The organism is Candidatus Methylolitoribacter marinus, from assembly GCF_051853155.1.
Classification (GTDB): Bacteria; Pseudomonadota; Gammaproteobacteria; order Burkholderiales; family Methylophilaceae; genus BACL14.
In genome coordinates, this window is sequence record NZ_CP124221.1 from 1068377 (window position 1) to 1090945 (window position 22569).

22 protein-coding genes and 1 pseudogene are annotated in these 22569 nt (G+C 35.7%); 14 read left to right on the forward strand and 9 right to left on the reverse strand.

Annotated features, from left to right (window positions below; translation table 11 throughout):
* The first annotated feature begins 4 nt into the window (after positions 1-4).
* Genes polA through QFA95_RS05720 form a run of 9 tightly spaced genes read left to right on the forward strand, consistent with a single transcriptional unit; the run spans position 5 to position 10416 of the window.
* Positions 5-2713: a DNA polymerase I gene (gene polA / locus QFA95_RS05680; protein WP_486462568.1), complete on the forward strand. Its 2709-nt coding sequence runs from the start codon at positions 5-7 to the stop codon at positions 2711-2713.
* Positions 2714-3439, forward strand: a complete 726-nt coding sequence (locus tag QFA95_RS05685; RefSeq protein WP_486462569.1) for a competence/damage-inducible protein A — start codon at positions 2714-2716, stop codon at positions 3437-3439.
* 52 nt (positions 3440-3491) lie between these two features.
* On the forward strand, positions 3492-4502 hold the full coding sequence (gene dusB / locus QFA95_RS05690) for a tRNA dihydrouridine synthase DusB (protein WP_486462570.1): 1011 nt from the start codon (positions 3492-3494) through the stop codon (positions 4500-4502).
* A gap of 3 nt (positions 4503-4505) precedes the next feature.
* On the forward strand, positions 4506-4739 hold the full coding sequence (gene fis, locus QFA95_RS05695) for a DNA-binding transcriptional regulator Fis (protein WP_486462571.1): 234 nt from the start codon (positions 4506-4508) through the stop codon (positions 4737-4739).
* Positions 4740-4741: 2 nt separating this feature from the next.
* On the forward strand, positions 4742-6298 hold the full coding sequence (gene purH / locus QFA95_RS05700; RefSeq protein ID WP_486462572.1) for a bifunctional phosphoribosylaminoimidazolecarboxamide formyltransferase/IMP cyclohydrolase: 1557 nt from the start codon (positions 4742-4744) through the stop codon (positions 6296-6298).
* A 13-nt stretch (positions 6299-6311) separates the two neighbouring features.
* Positions 6312-7577, forward strand: a complete 1266-nt coding sequence (gene purD / locus QFA95_RS05705; RefSeq protein WP_486462573.1) for a phosphoribosylamine--glycine ligase — start codon at positions 6312-6314, stop codon at positions 7575-7577.
* A gap of 1 nt (position 7578) precedes the next feature.
* Positions 7579-8118: an L-threonylcarbamoyladenylate synthase gene (locus QFA95_RS05710; RefSeq protein WP_486462574.1), complete on the forward strand. Its 540-nt coding sequence runs from the start codon at positions 7579-7581 to the stop codon at positions 8116-8118.
* A gap of 2 nt (positions 8119-8120) precedes the next feature.
* Positions 8121-9029: an oxygen-dependent coproporphyrinogen oxidase gene (hemF, locus tag QFA95_RS05715; protein ID WP_486462575.1), complete on the forward strand. Its 909-nt coding sequence runs from the start codon at positions 8121-8123 to the stop codon at positions 9027-9029.
* Positions 9022-10416, forward strand: a complete 1395-nt coding sequence (locus QFA95_RS05720; protein ID WP_486462576.1) for an amino acid permease — start codon at positions 9022-9024, stop codon at positions 10414-10416. The genes hemF and QFA95_RS05720 overlap by 8 nt, the downstream gene beginning before the upstream one ends.
* On the opposite strand, the gene QFA95_RS05725 is transcribed toward QFA95_RS05720, so the two are convergent.
* The 3 genes from QFA95_RS05725 to ilvD are packed head-to-tail and all read right to left on the reverse strand — an operon-like array spanning position 10408 to position 13510.
* Positions 10408-10716 (reverse strand): c-type cytochrome, encoded by a 309-nt coding sequence (locus tag QFA95_RS05725; protein ID WP_486462577.1) that lies wholly within the window; start codon positions 10714-10716, stop codon positions 10408-10410. The genes QFA95_RS05720 and QFA95_RS05725 overlap by 9 nt on opposite strands.
* A gap of 60 nt (positions 10717-10776) precedes the next feature.
* Positions 10777-11655, reverse strand: a complete 879-nt coding sequence (locus tag QFA95_RS05730) for a D-hexose-6-phosphate mutarotase (protein WP_486462578.1) — start codon at positions 11653-11655, stop codon at positions 10777-10779.
* Position 11656: 1 nt separating this feature from the next.
* Positions 11657-13510, reverse strand: coding sequence for a dihydroxy-acid dehydratase (ilvD, locus tag QFA95_RS05735; RefSeq protein ID WP_486462579.1), 1854 nt, complete (start codon positions 13508-13510; stop codon positions 11657-11659).
* Positions 13511-13543: 33 nt separating this feature from the next.
* On the opposite strand from ilvD, the gene lgt reads away from it, so the two are divergent.
* Entirely contained in the window at positions 13544-14323 is a 780-nt protein-coding gene (lgt, locus tag QFA95_RS05740) for a prolipoprotein diacylglyceryl transferase (protein ID WP_486462580.1), read from the forward strand.
* Here lgt and QFA95_RS05745 read toward each other — a convergent pair.
* From QFA95_RS05745 to QFA95_RS05755, 3 genes are read right to left on the reverse strand one after another with little or no spacing between them, the layout of a single operon-like run.
* Positions 14307-14519, reverse strand: coding sequence for a CstA-like transporter-associated (seleno)protein (locus QFA95_RS05745; RefSeq protein ID WP_486462581.1), 213 nt, complete (start codon positions 14517-14519; stop codon positions 14307-14309). The two genes, lgt and QFA95_RS05745, sit on opposite strands and share 17 nt — an antisense overlap.
* Positions 14470-16467, reverse strand: coding sequence for a carbon starvation CstA family protein (locus QFA95_RS05750; RefSeq protein WP_486462582.1), 1998 nt, complete (start codon positions 16465-16467; stop codon positions 14470-14472). The genes QFA95_RS05745 and QFA95_RS05750 overlap by 50 nt, the downstream gene beginning before the upstream one ends.
* On the reverse strand, positions 16468-17148 hold the full coding sequence (locus tag QFA95_RS05755) for a DUF429 domain-containing protein (RefSeq protein WP_486462583.1): 681 nt from the start codon (positions 17146-17148) through the stop codon (positions 16468-16470).
* 18 nt (positions 17149-17166) lie between these two features.
* On the opposite strand from QFA95_RS05755, the gene coaBC reads away from it, so the two are divergent.
* From coaBC to rpmG, 4 genes are all read left to right on the forward strand, one after another.
* A complete protein-coding gene (gene coaBC / locus QFA95_RS05760; protein WP_486462584.1) occupies positions 17167-18357 on the forward strand; it encodes a bifunctional phosphopantothenoylcysteine decarboxylase/phosphopantothenate--cysteine ligase CoaBC in 1191 nt (396 codons plus the stop codon).
* Positions 18347-18799: a dUTP diphosphatase gene (dut, locus tag QFA95_RS05765; RefSeq protein WP_486462585.1), complete on the forward strand. Its 453-nt coding sequence runs from the start codon at positions 18347-18349 to the stop codon at positions 18797-18799. The genes coaBC and dut overlap by 11 nt, the downstream gene beginning before the upstream one ends.
* A gap of 70 nt (positions 18800-18869) precedes the next feature.
* Positions 18870-19106 (forward strand): 50S ribosomal protein L28, encoded by a 237-nt coding sequence (gene rpmB / locus QFA95_RS05770; RefSeq protein ID WP_040872432.1) that lies wholly within the window; start codon positions 18870-18872, stop codon positions 19104-19106.
* On the forward strand, positions 19103-19258 hold the full coding sequence (rpmG, locus tag QFA95_RS05775; RefSeq protein WP_486462586.1) for a 50S ribosomal protein L33: 156 nt from the start codon (positions 19103-19105) through the stop codon (positions 19256-19258). Before rpmB ends, rpmG begins: the two co-directional genes overlap by 4 nt.
* A gap of 5 nt (positions 19259-19263) precedes the next feature.
* Here rpmG and QFA95_RS05780 read toward each other — a convergent pair whose 3' ends face one another.
* From QFA95_RS05780 to rplQ, 3 genes and pseudogenes are all read right to left on the reverse strand, one after another.
* A complete protein-coding gene (locus QFA95_RS05780) occupies positions 19264-20517 on the reverse strand; it encodes a mechanosensitive ion channel family protein (RefSeq protein WP_486462587.1) in 1254 nt (417 codons plus the stop codon).
* Between the two features lie 4 nt (positions 20518-20521).
* Positions 20522-21952, reverse strand: a complete 1431-nt coding sequence (gene mgtE / locus QFA95_RS05785; protein ID WP_486462588.1) for a magnesium transporter — start codon at positions 21950-21952, stop codon at positions 20522-20524.
* 260 nt (positions 21953-22212) lie between these two features.
* Positions 22213-22569: pseudogene (gene rplQ / locus QFA95_RS05790) on the reverse strand (50S ribosomal protein L17); the annotation flags it as partial.

The following is a 22569-nucleotide window of genomic DNA, read 5'->3' on the forward strand; positions in this document are numbered from 1 at the left end:
TTATATGAAAAAAATACTACTTATCGATGGATCATCATATCTGTATAGAGCATACCATGCTCTTCCTGATTTAAGAAATCAAAATAATGAGCCTTCTGGAGTTATTTATGGTGTTCTGAATATGTTAAAAAAGACTATAACTGAATACTCTTCAGACTATGTTGTTTGTGTTTTTGATGCTAAAGGTAAAACTTTTCGGAACGATATTTATTCTGATTACAAGGCAAATAGACCTCATATGCCTGAAGATCTTGCTATCCAAATTGAGCCTCTAAAAAAAGCAATCCATGCACTTGGTATCTCAATGTTATCCATAGAAGGGGTAGAAGCTGATGATGTCATTGGAACACTTGCTAAAAATGCAGAAAAACAAGACATGGAAGTCATTATTTCCACAGGTGATAAAGACCTAGCACAACTTGTCAATAAGAATGTCACTCTTGTCAATACTATGACCAATGAGGTTCTTGATGTTGAAGGTGTGTTAAAAAAATTTGGAGTTCCTCCAGAAAAAATTATTGATTATTTAACCCTCATAGGAGATAAGGCTGATAATATTCCAGGTGTTGACAAGGTGGGTCCTAAGACAGCGGTTAAATGGCTCAATGAATTCGGTGACCTTGACAATATCATCGTTAACTCCGATCAAATTTCTGGGGCAGTAGGTACACACCTCAAAAATGCAATTGAATGGCTCCCTACCGGAAAATCACTCATTACTATAAAAAAAGATGTGGAAATGAATGTTTTATTTGATGACTGCATAAAAACCGAACAAGACAAAAAAGAATTGCATAAAATTTACCAACACTACAACTTCAGCTCATGGCTTAAGAAAGAATTTGAAGATTCTGTTACTGACGTCGCCCTCCATTCTTCAAACAGTCAAACTCAAGCAGAATTTAATCAAAACCAAGATTACTCTATTGTGAATACAGAGAGTGATCTTGATCATTGGATTACTCAAATTGAACAAAATAATCTCTGCATACTCGACACAGAAACAGATTCCTTAAATTTTATGGAAGCACGACTGGTTGGAATTTCTCTAGCTTACCAGGCAGGGAAGGCATGCTACATCCCCTTGCAACATCAAGACATGTCTATTTCCCAACTATCTTTAAAGCAGGTTTTAAATAAAATTAAATCAATTACTGAAAACGAAAATATTACAAAAGTTGGCCAGAATATTAAATATGACATGCATGTTTTAAAAAATTTTGATGTCACCTTCAAAGGTCCAATTGAAGATACTATGATCATGAGTTATGTCATTGACAGTACTGAATCTCACGGGATGGACAAGCTTGCAAAAAAATATTTAGATCATGATTGCATTAGCTTTGAATCCATTGTTGGAAAGGGTGTAAAACAGCTCACTTTTGATCAAGTTTCAATTACTGATGCATACCGATATGCGTCAGAAGATGCTGATGTCACATTGCAACTCTACGAGCATCTCAATAAAAAAATTACTGCTGAACCAAAATTAAATTATATCTACAAAGAAATAGAAATACCGTCGCTACTTACGCTATTTTATATCGAGCGCAACGGCGTATTAATTTCAGAAAAAATCTTGAGTGATCAAAGCCAAGATCTAGGTTTAAAAATTCTCAATCTCGAAAATGAAGCATACCAAATAGCCGAACAACCATTCAATTTGTCATCACCTAAGCAGTTACGTGAGATTCTTTTTGACAAAATGAAAATTATCCCTAGAAAAAAAACGCCAACCGGCACACCGTCAACGAGCGAGGATGTCCTTGAAGAACTGTCACATGATCATGCACTTCCACAAGTTATTTTGGAACACAGAAGTTTGAGTAAACTAAAAAATACTTACACTGACAAACTTCCTAAGATGGTTAATCTCAACACAAAAAGAATCCATACCAGCTACAATCAAGCTGTTGCAATCACTGGAAGATTGGCTAGCTCAGAACCTAATTTACAAAATATTCCAATCAAGACAAAAGAGGGAAGAAAGGTTCGAGAAGCTTTTATAGCAAATTCTGATAGTCAGATTGTCTCTTGTGATTATTCTCAAATTGAACTTAGAATTATGGCGCATTTATCCAAAGATCCTGGACTTTTGGATGCTTTTAATCAAAATGAAGATATTCATAAATCAACGGCAAGTGCGATTTTTAACACCAATGATGCTTCGGTAAGTTCAGAACAAAGGAGGTTTGCCAAGGTAATTAATTTTGGTTTGATTTATGGTATGAGCGCTTTTGGATTATCTCAAACCCTTAATATTGATAGAAACTCTGCTAAAAACTTTATTGATCAATACTTTGAAAAATATCCTGGGGTTAAAAACTATATGGACCAGGGAAAATTGATTGCAAAAGAACAAGGATATGTTGAAACAGTCTTTGGCAGAAGATTATGGGTCCCATTAATCAATAGCTCTAATGGGATACAGCGAGCAGCTGCAGAAAGAGCAGCTATTAATGCTCCGATGCAGGGTACTGCAGCCGATTTAATCAAAATGGCAATGAATAATGTTCAACAATGGATAGTAGACAATAAATTGGAAACCTTAATTGTTATGCAAGTACATGACGAACTTGTTCTTGAGGTTCCAAATGCTGAGCTAGATATGATCAAAACTGAGATTCCTAAGATCATGTCGAATGTAGCCAAATTAGATGTTCCATTGATTGCCGATTTGGGATCAGGCATGAATTGGGAAGAGGCGCACTAAATGGATAGAAATGAAATACATTTAATCATTATTGGTGACGAAATTCTTTCAGGAAAAAGAGAAGATAAGCACTTTAAAAAATCTCTGGATTTAGTAAAACAAAATAATTATTTAATTAAAAGCGTCACCTACTTGCCTGATAGTGAGTATGAAATTCAATCAAAAATTGAAAATTTAAAAGATAAAATTATTTTTTGTTTTGGAGGTATTGGTGCAACGCCAGATGATCACACAAGATTAAGTGCTGCCAATGCACATAACAAGCTTCTAACTCAACATGCTGATGCAGTAAAATTAATTGAGAATAAGTTTGGGAAAGAGGCCTATCCTAAAAGAATTCTGATGGCAGACCTTCCAGATGGATCTGAGTTAATACCGAATTCAATAAACATGATTCCGGGTTTTTGTATAAATAAACATTTTTTTATGCCAGGTTTTCCGGAAATGGCATGGCCAATGATGGAGTGGATATTTAAAAATAAGCTTCCTCCATCCAATAAAATTGAATTTGATCAGTCGATTATCATTCCTAATATTGCAGAAAGTTTGCTTATTGATTTAATGAACCAAATTGAAAATGACTTTCCCTTGGTAAAAATGTATAGCCTGCCTAAAATAACTCCGCAAAAACAAGTAGAGATTGGCGTCAAAGGTGATAAACGGCAAGTATTGTCTGCAATGGAAATGGTAAAAAAATACGTAAAAGAATTAGGTTATCACTTTTAAAAAACCCTTATTGCCTATAAAATAGGCAACTCATTTCAATCAAAAACAAAAAATGCGAATAGGTCCTTACACTTTAAAAAATAACATTATTGTTGCTCCGATGGCTGGAGTAACCGACCGACCATTTAGACAGCTTTGCAAAAAATATGGAGCCGGGATGGCTGTGAGTGAAATGGTTACATCTAACTCTCTTCTGTATGGAAGCTCAAAAACTATTCGAAGAGCAAACCATGATGGCGAAGTTGAGCCAATATCTGTTCAAATTGCTGGAGCTGATCCACAAATGATGGCTGAAGCTGCGCAGTACAATGCCGACAAAGGAGCTCAGATTATCGACATTAATATGGGCTGTCCAGCAAAAAAAATATGTAATGTTATGGCAGGCTCAGCTCTTCTTCAGCATGAGGATCTCGTTAAAAGAATTTTAGAAGCCGTTGTCAAAGCTTCACCTATTCCAGTCACTTTGAAAATTAGAACCGGATGGGATAAACAGAATAAAAATGCAATCACCATTGCAAAAATTGCAGAAAATTCAGGCATTCAGGCTCTTGCTATTCATGGGCGAACCAGAGCATGTCACTATACAGGTGATGCTGAGTATGAAACGATTGCAGCAGTAAAAGATCAAATCAAAATTCCTGTAATTGCTAATGGTGATATCACAACACCCGAAAAAGCTCTGCATGTTCTTAAAAAGACTGCTGCTGACGGAGTAATGATTGGTCGAGCTGCTCAAGGAAGACCTTGGATTTTCCGTGAAATTGATCACTACATAAAAACAGGAGATTACCTATCTCCACCAACCATTCATGAAGTTGAAAAAACAACTATTGAGCACGTGACTGATCTTTATGATTTTTATGGTGAAGAATCCGGTCTTAAAATCGCAAGAAAGCATATATCCTGGTATACAAAAGGGTTAAAGAATTCAGCTATGTTTCGCGCAAAAATGAATTTAATCAATGACAATCAAGAACAGCTTAATTTCATAAAAGATTTTTTTGAAAGTCAAAAACAAAATTCTAACTTCATATCCTACGAAGATACTCTGGAGCCAGCATAGATTATGGGTAAGAACCTTCAGGATAAAATAGAAACGTTATTGGATAATTATTTTAAAGATCTTGATGGGGAAAAACCTAATGACGTTTACAACATGGTTTTACATTCTGTTGAAAAACCACTGCTCATCTATATTATGAATTATGCTCAAGGCAATCAAACCAAAGCAGCAAAAATATTAGGCCTTAATCGAAATACATTAAGAAAAAAACTAGAGTTTTACAATCTTAACTATTAACTATGAATAAAATAAAAACAGCATTAATAAGCGTTTCAGATAAATCAGGCTTAGTTGAACTCGGAGCCACACTTAATTCTTTTGGAATTAAAATTCTTTCCACTGGCGGAAGTGCTAATACTTTAAAAGAAGCAGGAATCGACGTGATTGAAGTTTCGGATCATACTGGTTTTCCAGAAATGCTTGATGGACGAGTAAAAACTCTAAATCCGATAATTCATGGTGGGATACTCGCAAAAAGAGAATCAGATGATCATATGCGTACACTCAAAGATCATAATATCGAGACTATTGATCTAGTTATCATTAACCTGTATCCATTCGTCAAAACAATTGAAAATCCAAATTCAACATACGAGGATGCCATTGAGAATATTGATATTGGTGGTCCAGCAATGATTCGCTCATCGGCAAAAAATCACCAGGATGTCACAATAGTGACCAGTCCAAATGATTACCAATCATTAATCGATGAGTTAAATAAAAATAATGGGGAAGTGAGTTTTGATTTAAGAAAAGAGTTTGCCTTGAAAGCATTTGAACATACCTCAAGTTATGATCAGGCAATATTTCAATATCTACAAAGTGCTAACAATGACGGCGATAAATTTCCGAAAAATATTTCAATTCAACTCGAAAAGGCAATGGACATGAGATATGGCGAGAATCCACATCAACAGGCTGCTTTTTACAAACATAAAACAAACTATGCAGGAGCGCTATCAAACTTTAATCAAATTCAAGGTAAAGAACTGTCCTTCAATAACTTAAATGATGCAGAAAATGCTTGGGAGTGTGTAAAGAATATGTCTGCATCATCTTGCGTTATTGTGAAACATGCTAATCCTTGTGGTGCAGCAATGGCAGATAAGCCAAAAGAAGCGTATCGTAGAGCTTTCATGACAGATCCAACATCAGCCTTCGGAGGCATTATTGCTTTTAACTTTTCCGTTGATGGAGAAACGGCTGAGGAAATAAATAAACAATTTGCAGAAATAATTATTGCCCCAAGTTTTTCTGTGGATGCTCTTAACATCTTTGATTCTAAAAAAAATCTTAGGGTGTTAGAAATTCCTAATAAAGCAGGATCTGATGACTTCGATTTTAAAAAGATTGGAGGCGGTTTCTTAATTCAAACACCCGATCAAATTGATTTCGACATTAATGCATGTGAAGTTGTAAGTGAATTAAAACCGAATCAAGACCAACTAAATGATATGAGCTTTGCTTGGCATGTGGCACAGTATGTGAAGTCAAATGCTATTATTTTTTGTAAAGATAATATGACATTGGGAGTGGGTGCAGGACAAATGAGTCGTGTTGACAGTACTCGAATTGCTGCTATCAAAGCTGAGAACGCAAACCTTGATCTTAGCAACAGCGTGGTAGCTTCTGATGCTTTTTTTCCATTTCGAGATGGCATTGATGTTCTAGCAAAATTTGGTGCTAAATGTGTCATTCAACCAGGTGGCAGTGTTCGCGATGATGAAGTGGTCGAGGCTGCAAATGAACTTGGACTAGTAATGCTGTTTACTAAAGTTCGTCATTTTAAACATTAAAGATATAAAAAAAATGAAAGTTTTAATTATTGGAAGTGGTGGTAGAGAGCATGCACTCGCATGGAAAATATCCCAAAGCGAGCATGTCACAAAAGTTTTTTTGGCCCCAGGAAATGGTGGTTCAGATTCTGAACCAAAAATTGAAAACATTGATGTCACAGGTCATGATGAATTAATTAAATTTGCTCAGATTAATTCTATTGATCTCACTGTAGTGGGTCCTGAACAACCCTTATCAGAGGGCATAGTAGATAAATTTGAAGCACACCATCTAAAAATATTTGGGCCCTCACAGGAAGCGGCGCAATTAGAGTCCTCAAAAAAATATGCAAAAGAATTTATGACCCGCCATAATATACCAACCGCATTCTATTCTTCTTTTAGCGACCCTCAGTTAGCACATCAGTATATTGACCAACAGCAAACCGTGCCTATTGTTATTAAAGCTGATGGTTTAGCAGCAGGTAAGGGTGTAATCATTGCGAATTCATTAGAGGAAGCTCATCAAACAGTAGACTTTATGTTGGAGGATGATAAGTTTGGGCATGCTGGATCCTCGATTGTTATTGAAGAATTTCTCCGAGGTGAGGAAGCCAGTTTTATTGTTATGAGCGATGGTGAAAATATTTTTCCTATGGCATCCAGTCAGGATCATAAAAGGCTTCTTGATAATGACCTTGGTCCTAATACAGGCGGAATGGGTGCTTATTCCCCCGCCCCAATTGTTACCCCTGAACTTCATGAAAAAATAATGCATGAAGTCATACATCCAACTATTTCTGGATTAAAAAAAGATGGAATTACCTTTAAAGGGTTTCTGTACGCTGGCTTAATGATTGATGAGAATAATATTAAGGTATTGGAATTTAACTGCCGTATGGGTGATCCTGAAACACAACCGATTCTATTTAGAATGAAAAATGATCTTTACGAATTAATCAAGGATGCATGCGATGGACAGCTAAACAAACATACGCCCATGTGGGAGGATGATTTTGCTTTAACTGTGGTATTAGCTGCTAAAAATTATCCTGACACTCCTGAAAAAGGTAAGAAAATTTTAAATTCTAATTTTAAAAGTCCAACACAGTATGTCTTTCATGCTGGAACAAAAAAAGAAAATGGTGATATTCTGACTAATGGAGGAAGAGTGCTTGGCTTGACTGGAAAAGGCATGAATCTTCAATTAGCATTTGATGAGGCCTATAAACTCACTGATATTGTTAACTTTGATGGCGTTCAATTTCGAACAGATATAGGAAAAAAGGCATTAAACTAATTTGCTTACACCTCGCATTCAAAGAAAAGTACTCACAGGGAAAATTTTAATTCACCCAACTGAGTCATGCTTTGGGATTGGCTGTCATCCAAACAATATTAATGCACTTAAGAAAATACTAATCATAAAAAAAAGATCCAAGAATAAATCTTTTTTACTTATATCAGATAAGGTACAAAAATTTTTTCGATATGTATCTCATTCAGAAAAAAATTTGCAACATATTACTGACTGGCCAAAACATACTTCCTTCTTATTTAAAAAAAATCCAAGAAGTCCAATATTACTCTCTCCCAAAAAGGAAAAGATTGGGTGTCGTATTCCAGATCATAAAAAAATAAAAAGAACTTTAGAAAATTTAAATTTTCCTATTACGTCAACCAGTGCAAACTTTTCTGGCCAAATAAGTTTAAAGTTATGGAGACATTGTTGCAGAAATTTTTCTAGCAAATCTTGTATCATAATGAATGAAAGGGTAGGAAATTACAAAAGACCCTCAACAATTATTGATTTTGAAACCAAAAAAATAATTAGGAAATAATATTGGTTAACAAAGAATTAGTGAACGATAAGTTTCAATTGCTCCAGCATAAGATTATTGAAACAATAGAAATGACAGAATCTAAAACCTTTCTTCATGACTCATGGCAAAGGCCTGAGGGTGGTGGAGGTAATACCTGCATCCTTGAAAATGGGGAGGTTTTTGAAAGAGCAGGAATTGGATTTTCCCATGTTCATGGCTCTCAACTCCCTCAATCCGCCACTCATGCACATCCCGAGATAGTTAATCGAAAATGGGAAGCTATGGGTGTTTCACTTGTTTTCCATCCTTTTAACCCCTTTATTCCTACAGTGCATCTAAATGTTCGTTTTTTTGTTGCATCAAAAGAGGGACATGATGATATCTGGTGGTTTGGAGGTGGTATGGACTTAACTCCGTATTATCCATTTGAAGAGGACGTGATTCATTTTCATCAAACTTTAAAAGATGGATTAGATAAATTTGACACGAGTCTTTATGCTAATTACAAGAATCAATGTGACGACTACTTTTTTTTAAAACATAGAAATGAACCCAGAGGAGTGGGTGGAATATTCTTTGATGATTTAAACAAATTTGGTTTTGCAGATACCTCGAAATTTGTTTTTTCGATCGGGGATTTATTTTTAAATGCTTATATGCCAATTGTGCAAAAAAGAAAAAAAGAAAAATTTACGGAACATCATAAAAATTTTCAGCATTACCGAAGAGGAAGGTATGTTGAATTTAATCTTCTCCAAGATCGTGGAACATTGTTTGGCATTCAATCTAAAGGAAGAACTGAATCTATCCTCATGTCTATGCCGCCCAAAGTAAACTGGAGTTATGATTGGACTCCTGAGAAAGGTAGTGCAGAAGAAAAACTTTATAAAAATTTTTTAATTAAAAAAGATTGGTTAAAAAATGTTTGAACGGCTATTTAGAAAAAAAAGTATTAATACTGGAGCAAGCGGTCTAAAAAGATGTCTCTCCACCTTTGACCTAACTCTTTTAGGAGTAGGCTGTATTATTGGAACTGGTATCTTTGTGCTAACAGGTATTGCAGCTGCCAATCTTGCTGGACCTGCGGTAGTTTTATCATTTGTTATCTCAGGTCTAGCCTGTACCTTTGCAGCTCTTTCTTATGCCGAACTTTCCTCTTCAGTGGGTGGATGTGGAAGTGCTTACGGCTATGCTTACGTTACTTTTGGTGAGCTTATTGCGTGGATGATTGGCTGGATTTTGTTGTTGGAGTATGGAATGTCAATTGCTGCAGTAGCCAATGGTTGGTCAGGTTATTTTCAAGGTACGTTAACATCAATAGGACTAGAAATTCCTGAAGCATTATCGAAAGGTCCAAGCCAGGGAGGATTGATTAACTTACCGGCTTCATTAATCATAATCCTAATTATGATTTTGCTCATCATCGGTGTTAAAGAAAGTGTTAAATTTAATGCTCTTATGGTTCTTGTAAAATTAATAGCCATATTCACATTTATATTTGTTGCTGCTTTTAATGTTGATACTTCTAATTGGCAACCCTTCATGCCTTATGGATGGTTTGAAAAATTAGACAATGGAAACACAATTGGTGTCCTTGCAGGAGCATCTATTGTCTTTTTTGCTTACGTAGGTTTTGATGCGGTATCAACTGCTGGCGATGAGGCTATCAATCCTCAACGTGACCTCCCACGAGGAATTATTTATTCATTAATTTTTTGTACCATCATCTATATTATTGTTTCAGCTTTATTGACAGGCGTTGTGAATTACCAAGAGCTGGATACATCATCCCCTGTCGCTTATGCTTTAATGAAAATCGGATTCAAAGGGGCATCGGCTCTTGTTGCTACTGGAGTTATATCCGGACTTACGACAGTAATCCTGGTGCTTTTTTATGCTTTAACCAGAATTCTTCTGGCTATCAGTAATGATCAGCTGATTTCTAAAAAATTATCTTTGATCAACAATAAAACTAAAACGCCCGTGCGTATAATTTTAATCACAGGGGTCTTGATATCAATTATTGCAGGATTGATTCCCCTCGGTGACTTAGCTGAAATTGTTAACATTGGCACACTAACTGCATTTATTTTTGTTTGTATAGGTGTGATCAGAATAAGAAGTCAAAACATTATTAAATCACAAAAGGTTTTCAAAAATAAATATCACCCGTTAATTCCTGTATTGGGAGTTCTATCTTGCTCTTCTCTCATCTTTTTTCTTCCCACAGACACGTGGCTGAAATTCATTGTTTGGAATCTAATTGGCTTGGCAATCTACTTTATGTACGGGTTTAAGAACAGCAAATTAAATTGATAAGATCCAGGTAACTATCTTTTCAATATCTTTTTCTTTTAATTGGGGATGTGGAGGCATCGGTACATTACCCCAATTACCTTTTCCGCCATCTTTTATTTTTTTTACAAGCATGGATTTTGCTGTTTTATCTTGCTTATATTTTTTGGAAACATCTTGGTAAGATGGGCCTAAAACTTTAGTTTTTACAGAATGGCAAGCTAAACATCCACTTTCCTGAGCTAGCTGCTTACCAATTTCATCAGCGTGTAAAAAGGAGAAGGTAAGCATTAATGGAATAAGTAAGATTATTTTTTTCATTTAAACTTTGTCTAAATAATTAAGATTAAGTTCCAACGGGATTGATAAGTTTTATATGTTTTAATATTCTTGGACTGCAATTTCAGAGCCGATAGTATGAGATTTTCCTGGATATATGACAACATTATTTTCTAACGCATTAACTGCTTCAACACAAACCATTCTTCGCCATTCAGCATCAGTTCCCATGTCACCCATTTTTTTTGCCTTACTCTCCCCTGGTGTCCAGATTACTGTGGAATTGCTGTTTGATTTTTTAACGGTAATCACTCTATTAAATTTTTCATCCTCAATGAAGCAGTCGTTACTGTTATTCAAGTAAACTTTATCAAATTCAGAGCCACTAAAAGTAATGACTTCTCCTTCTATATCTTTTTTAAAATTATTTACCTTATCAGTTAGGACCGCACTTTCTAAACCTTTTATTTTAATATTTTCGATATCGGAGATATAAAAATAAGTATGAAAACCCTCGGAAATAACAAATGGAAAACTTGAGTTATTTGTTGTCGTTAAATTCATACTTAAACTTTCACCAATAATAATTATCAGCTCTAATGTAAAGTCATAAGATAATTGTTTTCTTACCTCTTGTGTAGGCATCATTTTTAATGCTAATTTTGTTGCACCATTTTTTAAATCTTCAGATTTAACAAGCTCCCAAGGAATGACTCTTGCAAAACCATGAATACAAAAACTGTTATCTGTAGGATGCTGACCAAACCATGGCCAAATAATAGGTACACCACCTCTGATTGACCTTCCTTTTTCAAAGCGGGCATTCGTTGAAAGCCATAAAATATCTTCCGTTGCTGACTTAGGTCGCCACCAAGACACATGAGCTCCTTGCAAAGAGACAGTCGCCTCAGCAAGTGGATTGTCAATTTTAAGATATTGCAATCCATTACTTTCTTCAATTTTTAAGTACTTTGATGTCATTTTATGATGATTTGATTTGATTAATATCCCGCACTGCACCCTTAGCTGCACTGGTTGTCATTAGCGCATACGCTTCTAATGCTTGTGATATTTTTCTCTCTCTTGGTTGAGGTTTCCATGCTTGGGCACCTTTACTTTCCATACGATGTCTTCTTTTTTGAAGCTCATCATCCGATAAAGAAACATTGATACTCCTATTGGGAATATCAATCACGATTTCATCCCCCTCTTCAACCAAACCAATTTCTCCACCTTCAGCAGCTTCAGGGGAGACATGCCCAATACTCAGACCAGATGTACCTCCAGAAAATCTACCATCTGTCAAAAGAGCACATAATTTACCGAGACCTTTAGATTTAAGATATGAAGTTGGATACAACATTTCTTGCATACCCGGCCCGCCCTTGGGACCCTCGTAAGTAATAAGCACAATATCCCCCTCTTTAATTTGATCGCCAAGGATTGCCTTAATCGATGCTTCTTGAGACTCAAAAAGCCTTACTCTGCCAGAAAATTTTAAAATATCTTCATCAACACCGGCAGTTTTAACAATACAGCCCTCCTTCGCAATATTTCCATATAAAACAGCTAATCCACCATCCTGGGAATAAGCATTTTTTATATTTCTAATACATCCGCCTTGACGATCATCATCCAATGTTGGCCACAATTTGTTTTGTGAAAAGGCCTGAGTTGTTCTCACGCCACCGGGAGCTGCTCGAAAAAAATTTTTTATTTTTTCATCCTCTGTCGTCACTATGTCATATGTCTGAATGGCTTCTCCCATAGTTTTTGAATGAACAGTTGGTACATCTCGATGAATGAGATCGCCTCTATTAAGCTCAGCTAAGATTCCAAAAACTCCTCCGGCTCTATGAACATCTTCCATGTGATATTTTTGAGTTGCCGGAGATACCTTTGCAACACATGGTGTTTTTCTTGAAATCTGATCAATATCGCTCATCGTGAAATCTACTTCTGCTTCTTTTGCCGCTGCTAGAAGGTGAAGAACAGTATTGGTCGAACCGCCCATTGCCACATCAAGTTTCATTGCATTCTCAAATGCTTTTTTTGAACCAATTGATCTAGGCAAAACAGAGCTATCATTCTCTTCGTAGTGCCTTTTAGTGATCTCAACAATTCTTTTGCCCGCCTCAAGGAATAAATTTTTTCTAGCTTCATGAGTTGCAAGCGTTGACCCATTACCAGGCAAACTTAATCCAAGCGCTTCTGTTAAACAGTTCATTGAATTTGCTGTAAACATTCCTGAACAGGAACCACATGTTGGGCAGGAAGATCTTTCCAAGCTTTCAAGTTGAGATTCAGAAACATTATTATCTCCAGAGGCAATCATCGGACTCACCAAATCAACCTTAACTTCTTCAATACCCCACTTAACTTTTCCAGCTTCCATTGGGCCGCCTGATACAAAAATTGTTGGAATATTTATTCGCATCGCAGCCATTAGCATCCCTGGAGTTATTTTGTCACAATTTGAAATGCACACCATCGCATCTGCACAATGGGCATTGACCATATATTCAACTGAATCTGCTATCAGGTCTCTACTAGGCAGGCTGTACAGCATGCCATCATGTCCCATCGCAATACCATCATCAACCGCAATGGTATTAAATTCCTTGGCTACACCACCATTTTTTTCAATTTCACTGACAACCAGCTGACCTAGATCTTTTAAATGAACATGGCCTGGTACAAACTGAGTAAAAGAATTAACTACTGCAATGATAGGTTTTTCAAAATCGCCATCACCCATCCCCGTTGCTCTCCAAAGGGCCCTAGCTCCGGCTTGGTTTCTTCCATGTGTTGTAGTATGTGATCTATATTTTGGCATTATGCTTCCTTAAAAAAACATTATAATATGACGATGGTTAACTACCCAGAAATAAATCCTATTGCTGTGGATCTTGGAATAATTAAAGTCCACTGGTACGGATTAATGTATTTCTTTGCTTTTATTTTATTTATCCAGCTTGGAAAATATAAAATCAAAAATCATCCAAACCCAAGCAATTTAAATGAGAAAATCCTTGACGATTTATTCTTCTATGGCGCGCTGGGCGTCGTTTTAGGTGGACGTCTAGGATACATTTTATTCTATCAACCAGTGTATTTTTTTTCAAACCCATTTGAGATTTTTGCAGTCTGGCAAGGTGGAATGTCTTTTCACGGAGGTTTATTGGGCGTAATTGGTGCATTAATCTTTATTGCAAATCGATATAAAAAAAAATGGTTAGAGTTAACTGATTTTGTAGCTCCCCTTGTTCCACTGGGTTTGGGTTTAGGAAGATTAGGTAACTTCATAAATCAAGAACTGTGGGGTCGCCCAACAGATATCGCATGGGCAATGATCTTTCCCAACGTTGATAGCATTCCTAGACACCCCTCTCAGTTATATCAATTTTTCCTTGAAGGGATACTACTCTTCTTAATACTCTGGGCAATATCTAGCAAACAAAGAAAGATTGGCTATATTTCTGGATTATTTTTGATTTTTTATGGCTTCTTTAGGATTGTTGCTGAGTTCTTTAGAGAGCCTGATTCTCATATTGGTTTACTTATAAATTTCTTCAGTTTTGGGCAAATACTTTGCATTCCAATGGTACTTGTCGGTATTTATCTCATTAAACCTAGCAACAACGATTAATCTTATTCCATTTTTTTTCAATTTGATGGAGATAAAATTCTTTTTGGGTCATTAGTTTACGGGGTGCGTGCCTGTTCTGAGCATCTTTGAGGTATCTTTGGTAATGATTCTCCCCAGCCAATTCTTTCAAGAAGTAAAAAATATTCTTAAATAGTTTTTTCACTATGTTTTCTCCAAAAAATAAGCTTGAAAACATCAAACACCACAATCCATAAGATGACCACTAATATGGAAACAATCACCACATTAAGATGAAGATTAAAAGATAATTGTTGCAATACATTAATGTCAATATTTGAAGAATTACTCATGATTTGATTTTCTATATTTTTTGCTGCAGATAAAAACCCAACTCTTACATCGCTACTAAAAATCTTCTCAAAGGCTGCCGTCGTTGTGATCACTAACAACCATATGAGCGGAATCCCAGTAATTAAGGCATAAATTTTATTTCTATATTTTAGGATCATAGCAGTGACTACACATAATGCTATCGCAGCCAGCATTTGATTTGCAATCCCAAATAAAGGCCATAAAATATTCACTCCGCCATTAGGATCAATCACACCGATATACAAAAAATAACCCCAGCATAAAACAACAAATGAACTTGTTAAGATATTCGAAGTGACCGATGAATGGTTGCCAAGGGGTTTATAGTAGTTTCCTAAGATATCTTGAAGCATGAAGCGTCCAACCCGCGTTCCAGCATCTAAAGTAGTTAAAATAAAAACGGCTTCAAACATGATGGCAAAGTGATACCACATGGCTAACAAATGCTGACCAAAGGCCTCAGCAAAAATAGTTGCCATGCCAACAGCCAGAGATGGTGCTCCACCCGTTCTAGCAAATAAGGTGCTTTCCCCAACATCGTCAGCTAATTGTTGCATTTGCTCCAGAGTTACACTAAAGCCCCAACTGTTAATAGTTTCAATCGTTTCTGCTACCGTTGCACCTACAATTCCTGGAGGACTATTAATTGCAAAATAAACACCAGGCTCTAAAACACAGGCTGCGACAATGGCCATAATGGCCACAAAACTCTCAAGCAACATACCACCATAACCTATCATGGGAATATATTTTTCATTTGTTATTAGTTTTGGTGTTGTACCTGATGAAATTAAAGCATGAAAACCTGAAATCGCACCACAGGCAATCGTAATAAAAACAAACGGAAAGAGCGAACCACCAAAGATTGGCCCCGAACCATCAACAAACTGTGTAACGGCAGGCATATTTATTTCAGGTCTTATGATAACAATAGATATAGCAAGAAAAATAACTGTGCCTAATTTTACAAATGTCGACAAGTAATCTCTGGGTGCAAGAAGAAGCCAAACAGGAAGTACAGCGGCACAAAAACCGTAGATAATAACTGCGTAGGCAAGGGTTAAACCATCATGATCAAAAAAGCCTCTGAGAGATTCAGATTGATCAATCTCTCCTCCATAGTAAACTGCGCATAAGAGAAGAAAAATTCCTATACCTGTTGCTTCTAGGACTCGGCCTGGTCTAATGTTTTTTAAATAAAGTCCGATAAGAATCGCTATCGGGATGGTGGCAGCTACTGTAGATGTAGCCCATGGACTATGCTTCATTGCGTTAACAACAACTAAACCAAGCACAGCAATAAGAATTATCATTATCACAAAGGTACCCAACTGAGATGCTATTCCAGCAAGTTTGCTTAACTCATCCCGCGCCATTTGCCCCAGACTTTTTCCATTCTTTCTAATTGAGAAGAATAATACGGACATGTCCTGAACAGCCCCGCCGAGGACACCACCAACCAAAATCCAAATTGTCCCAGGCAGATAACCAAATTGTGCAGCCAGGGTTGGGCCGACTAATGGGCCTGGACCGGCAATAGCAGCAAAATGGTGGCCAAAGACAATCCACTTGTCAGTGGGGATGAAATCCTTGCCATCATTATTTCTAACTGAGGGAGTAATCTTACTAGAATCGATCACAAGAGCTTTCGCAGCGATCCATGCAGCATAAAATCGATAAGCAATGAGATAAATACAAACAGCGGCAATAATAAACCAGATTGCATTGATCGACTCATCACGAGCCAGAGCAATAAAAGAGAAGGCAATAGCTCCGGCAATACTAATTAGAAACCAAATTATTTTTTTCATTTAAAAACTAATAGACATTTTTTTTAAATCATCATCCACTATCATTTCTGAAGATTTATTATATAGCTTTAAACCTACATGCAAAGTCACAAATGCATCTAAAATATCATCATCCTTAACAAATTTTTTGGGATAGAGCGCTCTGTATCTATCAAAGCTAAAATTTTTAAATCTTTTATTTATCAATTTCACTCTTATTTCAAAACCTTCTTTATCTTTCTTCTTTTGGGACAAAACTTGATTGTTATTTAAATTCATAAAAGCTAACTCGGGGTGTGATTCAAAAATATTGATTTGAGGATGGTTCTTCAAAAAACTTTGGACCTCACGTATTTTAGGGAATAAATTAAAGCTTTGGACGCTTAGTTTTTTTCCAGTAAGTTTAAAGTTTTCTGATGAAGCTAAAGTATAATCATTTTTAACCAAAACATTCTTGGCTGGAGCACTAAAGATCGTAGATGCTCTCCTCCCCAGTAATTTTCTTGCTTTTTGATCAACAGAACGAGGTCCGTTCTGTAAAATCACGGGCATATCAATTGCAATTATTTTAGGCTCATCATATATTTGATTAATTTGCTCAAGGCGGTCAATTAATCTTAATTCAACCTTGCTAGTTTTTAAATTTTTTGATGCAGACACCCAGCCCGCCGAACATCCATCAAGACCAATAATTGTAGGCATTTTTGTTATAATATTTAGATGCAAAAAACTATTATACTTGGTGTTTCCGGTGGTATTGCCGCATATAAATCTGCTGAGCTGGCACGTCTGCTAGTTAAAAGTAATATCAATGTTCAAGTGGTAATGACTGATGCAGCTAAAAAGTTCATTACGCCCCTTACTTTTCAAGCAATAACAAACAACAAGGTTCTCACCAATGAGGATTTTTGGACCACTAATTCGAATGAAACGATGGAGCATATTCATGTTTCAAGGAATGCTGATCTTATTCTTATTGCACCAGCAACTGCTAATTTTATTGCAAAAATAAATCAGGGTATCTGTGATGATCTTCTAACAAATATTTGTGCTGCAAGAAATTGTAACCTTGTTATTTGTCCTGCAATGAATACCTATATGTTCATGAACCCTCCAAACCTAAGAAATATAGAGCAATTGAAAAATGATGGAGTAGCTTTTATTGGTCCTGAAATAGGTAATCAAGCATGCGGGGAAACGGGCCTTGGGAGACTTACTGAACCACAAGATATATTAATTAATCTTAACCGGTTTTTATCAAACTCAAAACTAAAAGATCTAAGAATTTTAATATCAGCGGGCGCAACCTCTGAAAATATCGATGATGCACGAACGATTACCAATCATAGCTCTGGGAAAATGGGTATTTCAATAGCCAACGAAGCTTTTGCCCAAGGCGCACAAGTAACTCTAATTAAAGGTAAAACAGAAGTGTTGCCACATAAAGGAATTAAGATAGTTGAAGCAAATAATCATAAGGAGATGGAACAAAGTGTGCTTAATGAGGCATCAAGACATGATATTTTTATTAGTGTTGCCGCTGTTTCAGATTACAAAGCAGATCATGTTTTTCCAGGTAAAATCAAAAAAGATGAAAATGTCCTTAACTTAAAATTAGTTAAAACAAGTGATATCTTAAAGTCGACAAAAAAATTATTTCCAAATCTTTTTTGTGTAGGATTTGCGGCAGAAAGTAATAATTTAATTAACTATGCTAAACAAAAATTGGTTGAAAAAAACCTAGATATGATCATCGCCAATGAGCTCCAAAAAACTATGGGTGAAGATACAGCTGAAGTGATTATTCTGGACAAGAAACAAGAAAAAATTCTACCCAAAATGGAAAAAAAACTTTTAGCGAACAGCATTCTTGCTGAAATTTGCGACAGGTTTAAAACCAATGAAAATTAATGTAGATATTAAAATTATCAATAAAATGATCAAAGACCATCTGCCAGATTATGGATCAATAGGTTCTGCTGGCTTGGATTTGAGGGCCTGCATCAATGAGGAAATAACAATTAAACCTGGAGAAACAGCTTTAATTCCAACCGGGTTTGCAATGTTCTTAAAAAATCCTGACTATGCTGCCTGTATTTTGCCGAGATCAGGCTTAGGCCACAAACATGGTATCGTTCTAGGTAATTTAGTAGGTTTGATTGATTCTGATTATCAGGGTGAATTAATGGTGTCATGTTGGAATAGATCTAGTGAAAATTTCACCGTCAATCCTCTTGATCGCATCGCGCAAATGATTATTGTTCCAGTCATGCAGGCTAATTTAAATATAGTGAAAGATTTTGAGGCAACCGACAGAGGATCGGGAGGCTTTGGAAGCACTGGTAAGAACTAAAAAACACTTGGTTTTAGGCCCATTTTATGGTTTAATATCGATCTTTCAAAATTAAGTTAAGAGTTTTATTATGGCAAAAGAATGTCAAGTTACAGGCAAGAAACCAGTAAGCGGAAACAACGTTTCGCATGCAAATAACAGAACTAAGCGTCGTTTTATGCCAAACCTTCAAAATAAAAAGTTTTGGGTTGAAAGTGAAAATCGTTGGGTTTCTTTAAAAATAACTAATGCAGCATTAAGAACTATTGATAAGCTAGGTATTGATGCAGTGATAGCTAAAATGAAAGCTGAAGGTAAAAAAGTATGAGAGAGAAAATCAAATTAGAATCTACCGCTGGTACTGGTCACTTCTACACAACGACCAAAAACAAAAAAAATACGCCTGATAAAATGGAGATTAAGAAATTTGATCCAAAAGCTAGGAAACACGTCATTTACAAAGAAAATAAAATTAAATAATACTTCTATAATTTTTCTTTGTTAACAATCTCAACTGTTCTATAAGGGTAAGGTATTTCGATACCTTCCTCTTGAAATTTCTTCCAAATCTTACGATTTATATCAGATTTAAGACCCCAAGAGCCCTCTTCAGGATCAACAATATAAAAAGATAACAACAAATCAATACCGCTATCACCAAATCCTCTCAAATATGTTGCAGGTTCTGGATCTTTTAAAACTCTCTTTTCAGATTTTGCTGCATTCAACATGATTTCAAAAGCTTTATCCACTGAAGACTTATAGCTAATTTGCACTTCAATCGATATTCTAGCTTTACGATCAGAAAACGAGTGATTGATAATATTTTCTGATATCAAAGTCTCGTTTGGTATGATTACCTCAATACCATCTAATTTCCTTAAGACAGTATATCTAGAACGGATTAGAGTAACTACACCATAGTGTTCACCAACAAGCAAAATATCACCTATATGGATTGATTTATCCATTAATATAATAAATCCACAAACATAGTTACTAGCTATTTTTTGAAGCCCAAAAGCTAGGCCGACTCCAAATGCACCTCCAAGAACACTCAGGAAAGTAAGGTTAATTCCAATGGATGATAATGAAACTACAACCGCGATAAAATATAAAAATATTCGAAAAACTTTTCCTAACATTACTCGAGCATTGGGGTCGAGTTGTGAAGTTGTTAATAATTTTTTTTCAATAAACCTGCTTATTATCATAGCAATTAAAATAGCTATAAAAATTGCAAAAACTGCTTGAATCATAACTAAAAGTGATAATTTTTGCTCCCCTATTTTAAATGTAATGCTATCTAGCGCATCAATAATTTGAGGAAGTATTCCTAATATCTGCAAGAGGAAAAGAACCCAAATTATTATTGAAATTAAGTTTTCAAGCGAGCGAACTATGGAGTTTTGATTTGTTAAAAATCGAACCAAGTAAACAGATGTCCTTATAATCAAAAGAGCAATCAGTAGTTTCTGGGCAAACAACAACAATCCTTGTACAAAGAATAATGATGTTATTGTTTGTGCAATACCTATTAATATTATTGAGCATAGTGGAAATAATATCCTTACCAGACCATCTTTTAAAATTTTTGATTTTGCTTTATTAGATACAAGTCTTTTTAAATTATCAGCAACAAAGTAATAAGATAACAAGAGCGAGGATAAAAGAATTAAAAATTCAATTAATGTATAAAAATTTAAATAATCGTCAAAACTAGATAATTGAAAATTCATAAAATTAAATTAATATTAATGTTGCTAGACCCAGGAAAATAAAAAATCCCCCACTGTCGGTCATAGCTGTAATTAAAACACTCGATCCAACTGCTGGATCTCTGCCTGACTTACTTAATGTGAAAGGTATCATAACACCCATTATAGCTGCAAGAATTAAATTTAAAGTCATTGCGGTTGTCATAACTATAGCCAAGCTTGAATTTCCGTAAAGATAGAATGCGATAAATCCAAGGACACCTCCCCATAAAATCCCATTAAGTATTGCTACACCAATCTCTTTGAATAATAATTGCCGCAAATGACTTACAGACACTTGCCCAAGTGCAATCGCTCTCACAATCATTGTTGTTGTTTGATTGCCAGAGTTTCCTCCAACTCCTGCAACAATAGGCATTAATGCAGCCAGGGCAACTACTTTTTCAATTGAACCTTCAAAAACACCAATTACTCTGGATGCAATTAAGGCAGTGATTAGATTAATTGCCAACCATGCCCATCTATTTCTTACTGATTTCCAAATAGAAGAGAAGATATCCTCGCCTTCTCGTAAACCAACCATAGATAATGCATTGTTATCAGTTTCTTCACGAATATAATCCATCACAGCATCCACTGTAATTCTTCCAACTAATTTATTTTGATCATTAACAACAGGAGCTGTTACAAGGTCATATCTCTCAAATGCTTTTGCAGCCTCCGCAGCGTCATCAGTATCCTTAAATAAAACAGCATCCTGAGCCATTACATCTTTCACCATCAATTCAGGCTCATTCACGACTATTTTTTTTAAGGAAAGCACTCCTAAAATTTTTTGCAATCGATTTACAACAAATAATTTATCGGTGAGCTCTGGAAGTTTTTTTATCTTTCTTAGATATCTTAGAGCCACTTCCAATGAAATATCATCTCTTATCGTTACTATATCAAAGTCCATTAAAGCCCCAACTTGCTCCTCAGGGTAAGATAAAGCTGATTCTAGTCTTTCTCTATTATTACTATCTAAACTTTGCAGAAGGTCTTGAAGGACATCTTCTGGAAGATCGGCTGCAATATCTGCAATTTCATCAGTGTCAAGCTGTTCAGCAGCGGCTAATAACTCCGTACTGTCCATATCGGCAATCAGTGTTTGACGAACACTATCCGAAACTTCCAGAAGAATTTCACCGTCTCTATCCGCTCTAACAAGATCCCATACAATCAACCTATCATCTAAGGGCAATGATTCTAGAATAAAGGCAACATCAGCTGAGTGAAGAGAGTTAAGAAGTTTGCCTAAAGATGATAGATTCTGCTTTTGTACCAAATTTTTAATTAACTTCTGTTTTGGCATTTCTTGCTTATCAACTAAATCCTCTACGATCTTGTTTTTCCCTAGAAGACCGTTAACATCCTTTAGTAGCTTGCTTAAATTTTCTTTATTTTTTGGATCCATAGAGTTTTAATTTAATTATGATTTATTTATCTAAATAATCAAAACATTAATTACAAAAAAAAAGCCGGCATTACCGGCTTTTATCGAAAAATAAGTAGATTTATTTATTTTTTCTCAGCTGCTGGTTTAGCTGCTTTTTTCTCAGCTGCTGGTTTAGCTGCTTTTTTCTCAGCTGCTGGTTTAGCTGCTTTTTTCTCAGCTGCTGGTTTAGCTGCTTTTTTCTCAGCTGCTGGAGCGTCGTCAACTTTCTCAGCTACTAATGGTCTATCCACAAGCTCAACAAAGGCCATTGGTGCATTATCACCTTTTCTAAAACCACATTTTAATATTCTTAAATAACCGCCATTACGCGTTTTATATCTTGGGCCTAATTCAGCAAATAATTTTGCAACTACCTCATCATTTCTTAATTGAGCAAAAGCTTTTCTCTGGTTATGAACAGAACTCTCTTTTGCTAACGTAATTAATGGTTCCGCATACTTGCGAAGCTCTTTAGCTTTTGGAAGTGTTGTTCTAATAACTTCGTTAGCAAGTAAAGATGCAGCCATATTTTTAAACATAGCTTTACGATGACTACTTGTTCGATTTAATTTTCTATGACTGTTTCCGTGTCTCAT

Excerpts from the sequence above, each read along its gene's own strand:
- polA (WP_486462568.1), top strand. The coding sequence starts at position 5 with ATGAAAAAAATACTACTTATCGATGGATCATCATATCTGTATAGAGCA.
- QFA95_RS05685 (WP_486462569.1), top strand. The coding sequence starts at position 2,714 with ATGGATAGAAATGAAATACATTTAATCATTATTGGTGACGAAATTCTT.
- dusB (WP_486462570.1), top strand. The coding sequence starts at position 3,492 with ATGCGAATAGGTCCTTACACTTTAAAAAATAACATTATTGTTGCTCCG.
- fis (WP_486462571.1), top strand. The coding sequence starts at position 4,506 with ATGGGTAAGAACCTTCAGGATAAAATAGAAACGTTATTGGATAATTAT.
- purH (WP_486462572.1), top strand. The coding sequence starts at position 4,742 with ATGAATAAAATAAAAACAGCATTAATAAGCGTTTCAGATAAATCAGGC.
- purD (WP_486462573.1), top strand. The coding sequence starts at position 6,312 with ATGAAAGTTTTAATTATTGGAAGTGGTGGTAGAGAGCATGCACTCGCA.
- QFA95_RS05720 (WP_486462576.1), top strand. The coding sequence starts at position 9,022 with ATGTTTGAACGGCTATTTAGAAAAAAAAGTATTAATACTGGAGCAAGC.
- QFA95_RS05725 (WP_486462577.1), bottom strand. The coding sequence starts at position 10,716 with ATGAAAAAAATAATCTTACTTATTCCATTAATGCTTACCTTCTCCTTT.
- QFA95_RS05730 (WP_486462578.1), bottom strand. The coding sequence starts at position 11,655 with ATGACATCAAAGTACTTAAAAATTGAAGAAAGTAATGGATTGCAATAT.
- ilvD (WP_486462579.1), bottom strand. The coding sequence starts at position 13,510 with ATGCCAAAATATAGATCACATACTACAACACATGGAAGAAACCAAGCC.
- lgt (WP_486462580.1), top strand. The coding sequence starts at position 13,544 with ATGGTTAACTACCCAGAAATAAATCCTATTGCTGTGGATCTTGGAATA.
- QFA95_RS05745 (WP_486462581.1), bottom strand. The coding sequence starts at position 14,519 with ATGTTTTCAAGCTTATTTTTTGGAGAAAACATAGTGAAAAAACTATTT.
- QFA95_RS05750 (WP_486462582.1), bottom strand. The coding sequence starts at position 16,467 with ATGAAAAAAATAATTTGGTTTCTAATTAGTATTGCCGGAGCTATTGCC.
- QFA95_RS05755 (WP_486462583.1), bottom strand. The coding sequence starts at position 17,148 with ATGCCTACAATTATTGGTCTTGATGGATGTTCGGCGGGCTGGGTGTCT.
- coaBC (WP_486462584.1), top strand. The coding sequence starts at position 17,167 with ATGCAAAAAACTATTATACTTGGTGTTTCCGGTGGTATTGCCGCATAT.
- dut (WP_486462585.1), top strand. The coding sequence starts at position 18,347 with ATGAAAATTAATGTAGATATTAAAATTATCAATAAAATGATCAAAGAC.
- rpmB (WP_040872432.1), top strand. The coding sequence starts at position 18,870 with ATGGCAAAAGAATGTCAAGTTACAGGCAAGAAACCAGTAAGCGGAAAC.
- rpmG (WP_486462586.1), top strand. The coding sequence starts at position 19,103 with ATGAGAGAGAAAATCAAATTAGAATCTACCGCTGGTACTGGTCACTTC.
- QFA95_RS05780 (WP_486462587.1), bottom strand. The coding sequence starts at position 20,517 with ATGAATTTTCAATTATCTAGTTTTGACGATTATTTAAATTTTTATACA.
- mgtE (WP_486462588.1), bottom strand. The coding sequence starts at position 21,952 with ATGGATCCAAAAAATAAAGAAAATTTAAGCAAGCTACTAAAGGATGTT.